This window comes from Okeania sp., assembly GCF_983059655.1.
Genome location: NZ_CEZPJD010000664.1, coordinates 1 through 4500 on the forward strand (window position 1 = coordinate 1; position 4500 = coordinate 4500).

Annotated in this window: 4 protein-coding genes; all 4 read right to left on the minus strand. The window is 35.4% G+C overall.

The annotated features are described in order from the left end of the window. Nucleotides 1-455 precede the first annotated feature (455 nt). On the minus strand, nt 456-1562 hold the full coding sequence (hypE, locus tag AC3DU7_RS26205; RefSeq protein ID WP_488042215.1) for a hydrogenase expression/formation protein HypE: 1107 nt from the start codon (nt 1560-1562) through the stop codon (nt 456-458). Between the two features lie 78 nt (nt 1563-1640). Beyond that, nucleotides 1641-3080, minus strand: a complete 1440-nt coding sequence (locus AC3DU7_RS26210) for a hypothetical protein (protein WP_488042216.1) — start codon at nt 3078-3080, stop codon at nt 1641-1643. A 140-nt stretch (nt 3081-3220) separates the two neighbouring features. Further along, on the minus strand, nt 3221-3685 hold the full coding sequence (locus tag AC3DU7_RS26215; protein ID WP_488042217.1) for an N-acetyltransferase family protein: 465 nt from the start codon (nt 3683-3685) through the stop codon (nt 3221-3223). A gap of 74 nt (nt 3686-3759) precedes the next feature. Next, nucleotides 3760-3984 carry a tautomerase family protein gene (locus tag AC3DU7_RS26220; protein ID WP_488042218.1) on the minus strand — a complete coding sequence of 75 codons (225 nt, stop codon included), beginning with the start codon at nt 3982-3984 and terminating at the stop codon, nt 3760-3762. Nucleotides 3985-4500: the final 516 nt, after the last annotated feature.

Consider the following 4500-nt stretch of genomic DNA (forward strand, 5'->3'; position numbering starts at 1 on the left):
TGGTTGATTTTTGAAACTTTTGGGGGATGATTCAATATTTGTTTGTGTTGGTAATATAGACATAATTTTTTTCCTTATAGAATCTCAATTTTAGCATCAAAAAAAGTTTTCATGTTCTTGAAATATTCAATTTTTGAACTTCAACAATTAATATAGACTTGATATTAAGAAAAAACTTGTATTCTCTCAAAATGGCAAATTTTCCTATTTTCACCATCATTCCCTGCTCTTCCTTGCTTACCTTAACTAGCTATCAGCTATAGCAATGTGCGCTGGCATATTTACACATTATTTTTTGTACACCTTTTCGCTTACTGCACTCTTAGCTGGGCCTTGTAAATACCAGAGCGCTCATTGCTATATTAGCTATCAGCCTAAAAATTTGTGCATAGAATATAGAATTAGGTATCTGTTTGCGGAGCTGACCGCTGACTTGCTGAAATGCTGAAAGCTTTTTAACAAATTCTCGGCAGTTGGTCTCCCACTAACATATCTACAATACGCTCGGTGCCAAAAGTAGTTTCCAACAACAAAATTCCCGGAGGAGAAGCAATTACTTCCCCCACAATAGCAGCATCAATACCCGCAGGATGAGATTTCATTGCTGCCAAAACAGTTTCCGCTTTTTCACCCGGCACCACTGTCACTAACTTACCCTCATTGGCAAAATATAAAGGATCGAGACCCAGAATTTCACAGACTCCCTGCACCTCCTCCCGCACTGGTAGGGAAGATTCAAAAAGTCGTATCCCTACTTCCGAACTCATGGCAAATTCATTTAATACTGTTGCTACACCACCACGAGTAGCATCTCGCATTGCCCTAACTTCCGGACAAACATCGAGAATAGTATCAACCAAACCATTCAAAGGTTGAGTATCGCTTTTAAGTTCCGTTTCTAAATCTAGATATCCACGGGCAACGGTAATAGCTGCTCCATGATCGCCTACATAACCATTCACAATAACGGCATCCCCTGGTTGGAGGTTTTGGGCAGAAATAGAAACGCCGGAGCGAATTACACCTACCCCCGCAGTATTGATAAATAATTTATCCGCAACACCTCGGTGAACAACTTTTGTGTCTCCGGTGACTATTTTTACTCCAGCAATATCTGCCGCAACTTTCATACTTTTGGCTATTTCTCGCAGGGAGTCAACGGGGAAACCTTCTTCAATAATCATTCCGCAGGAGAGGTATAAGGGTTTTGCTCCACTCATAGCTATATCGTTAACTGTACCGTTGACTGCGAGTTCGCCAATATTGCCTCCGGGAAAAAAGATGGGGTCAATTACATAAGAGTCTGTGGTAAAGGCGAGTCTGTCTCCTTGAGCGGTGAGAGTTGCCAGGTCAAATGTTGCTTGGTCTTCGAGTTGGGAGAGGGTGGGGTTGTCAAAGTTGCGGACAAAAATATCTTCTATGAGGTCGCGCATTGCTTTACCACCGCTACCGTGAGCGAGATTAATGTTGGTGTCGCGAACTTTTGTTGGACGACGTCGTGCTTGTTCGATTTTTTTAAATAAAGGATTTTGGGTGGGTTCGTTGTCAGTAGAGTTTGTCATTTCAGTTATCAGTTATCATTTGTCATATTAAATATCAATTTAATGAATATTGCTAGTTTTTTAGATTTAGTAATCTATTTACGATAGTATTTTTTTCAAATTTTCAACCTGACGTTGAATATCTGAATCATTTTTCATTGTATTTAAAGGAGCGTTGTATTTTTTTAACTGCTCAATAAATTCTCTTATTTCCTGATTAGAAACTTTGTTTGTCATTCTTTCCAATAATTCTCTAAACTTTTGTTGACATAATTTATGTTGTAAACTAGCAGAAATGTTTGAGTCATTGAAAGAAAGTATTGCTATAAGTGCTTGTTCAGAATCGAATTTTTCTAGCATAACTATGTATATATCTTCAGCATCCCAAGCAACACCATTTCCATTGGTTAAGAATGCTTCTACTAAACAATAAACATATTCACGGTTTACTTGAGGTGGAATCTTACCCATATCGCCAACAAGTCTTTGGAGTTGTCGAGCAAATGGAGGCTCATTGTAGAAGTTATTTATTTCTCTATGAACTGTCAGTAAGTTTTCAATAGATGTCTGTATTTCAGCTGAACGAATATTATCTGGTATATAAGATTGTCCTGAAACTGTTTCGAGAAACTCACGAGCTAAATTTGCTTGAAGTTGGTCATTATTTGCTACAAACCTTGCATACTTTGTACCAAATTGATAGCGTGTATCCTCATTTAATCTATCCCATAAAAAAGGAATTAGAAATCTGACATTTTGACGAGTTTGATTTGTGGTATTAAGTTGAGTATAAATACCAAATAAACCAGCAGTTAAAGTATTTATTTTCTCCACTGGTAAGTCTACACAGAAAGAGGCTATTTGTTTAGCATCTTTCTCAGATATTTGGTTAGTCTTAATATTTCTAAGAAGCTTTTTAATCTCAACTACTACATTTGACAAAGGGAGAGTAATTACTTCAATAATACAAGTTTCTAGCATACTTATAAGCTGTAAACCTGTAATTTGATTATGATTAGGATGGGCAGCACTTGCCCAGTTACGCATATATCTTACATAATCAAGGTGTTGAAAACCTAAGTCTGATATTAATCCAATTTCATTACCAGCTTTGATTAATTCACTATCATTTATCTTAACTAAATCATCTTTATCTTTTAACTTCTTACGTCGCTCAGAACTAGCACCAACAGCAGTATCAAAAAAGTAATCTAAGTCATATTGTGAAACTCTGATTCGTAGTTCATAAATTGTTTCATCCCAGAGGTAATTTAAAGCAGCATCAAACAATCCTGCTGCTGAAGCGGCAATAAATTTTGAGATATAAAAAGAACGTTTTTTTTGACTATCTTCTATTTTTTCAACAACATCTTCTATATTCTTAAAAACTTTAAATCTTTCACTTACTGTTACTAATACAGAATCTGTAGGTAAACCATATTTGTTCATAAATTCGAGCAACCCATCCTCAAATTGCTTGATTTGAGCTGAATAATTTGAGCTTGGCGTAATTTTAGAAACATCTTCTTGGTTTGTCATAGACTTATATTAAATTAAATAAAAATAGAAGTATTCTTCGAGCATAATTTGTATTTGTATATTTGGATGTTGAGTTTCCCTCCGGGAAGCTCCGCTAACACTTCCTTCTACCAAATCTAAATTACTCAATTACTTATTAATTATTGAATTTCTAGGCGACATAATCTCACCTTTTCTATTATTTTGGCTCCCATTTTTTCGTAAAACTTAATACCATTATCGTTGTTAATATCCACCGTCCAATCAATTCTACCGCAACCTGTTTCTTCAGCTATTTGATACAAACGAGTCATTAAAGCTTTACCAATTTTTTGACCTCGGTATTCTGCTTTTAAATATAAATCATCTAGCCAAATTCCAGGTTTAGCTAAAAATGTTGAATAAATTCGATGATAACTAGCGAAACCTACAGTTTTACCCCCTACTTCTGCTAATAAAATAGAAGTAAGGGGAGTTGTGCCGAATAAATCGTTATTTAGTTGTTCAGTTGTTGCTTTAAGAGATTCGGGGCAGCCGTCAAATTTTGCTTTTAGATACAGCAATTCCATAATTATTTTTATGTCACTGGGAACTGCTTCTCTGATTACTATTTCTTGATTCAGCATAATTTTTATACAGTAATTTTAAAAGAATTAATTGCTGACTTTTTTAGATTAACCGTCAACTTTTTCCAGACAAGTTAACTATTGTTTTCTACTTTTTCTGCATGACGACCGGGATGTTTATCAATATGAAGTTGACCGCCGATCGCCCAATTTTCTCGACTAAATTCGTCGATATGAACTGTCACCCATTCTGGTTTTGTTCCTAAAGTAGAAACAACAGTATCAGTGACAGCTTTTGCTAGTTTGCGTTTTAATTCAACGGAATGACCATCAGCAATTTGAATAGTTATAAATGGCATGGTTTTTTCCTCCTATTTTACTAATATATATAAAACAATTATTGAATCTATTAGACATCTCCGGAAAAGAGGCAGTAGGCAGCTTTGCTGTAGGCAGTAGAGGAAAAGAATTGATAATTTATGTGCGATAATTGATTTAATTTTTTATTGTCGGAGATGTCTATTAGACATTTCCTCGAAAAGAGGGAGTAGGGAAGTTGTATGCAACGTCCGTACAGGGAAATAATTGATAATTTATGTGCGTTGATTTTATTTTTGATTATTGGAGATGTCTATTTAATATTAAAATTAAATACTTTATCTTCTTCCTTCTTCCTTCTTCCTTCTTCCTTCTTCCTTCTTCCCTCTTCCTTCTTCCTTCTTATCCTTATTTCATATTAAAACTAAATACTTTATCTTCTTCCTTCTTCCCTCTTCCTTCTTCCTTCTTCCTTCTTTCCTCTTCCTTCTTAAACAACCTTCCATATTTATAATAGGCAGCACAAGCACCTTCAGAGGAAACCATACAAGTACCAA

Bases quoted from the DNA above. Each gene is read 5' to 3' on its own strand.
- hypE (WP_488042215.1), bottom strand. From the start codon at position 1,562: ATGACAAACTCTACTGACAACGAACCCACCCAAAATCCTTTATTTAAA.
- AC3DU7_RS26210 (WP_488042216.1), bottom strand. From the start codon at position 3,080: ATGACAAACCAAGAAGATGTTTCTAAAATTACGCCAAGCTCAAATTAT.
- AC3DU7_RS26215 (WP_488042217.1), bottom strand. From the start codon at position 3,685: ATGCTGAATCAAGAAATAGTAATCAGAGAAGCAGTTCCCAGTGACATA.
- AC3DU7_RS26220 (WP_488042218.1), bottom strand. From the start codon at position 3,984: ATGCCATTTATAACTATTCAAATTGCTGATGGTCATTCCGTTGAATTA.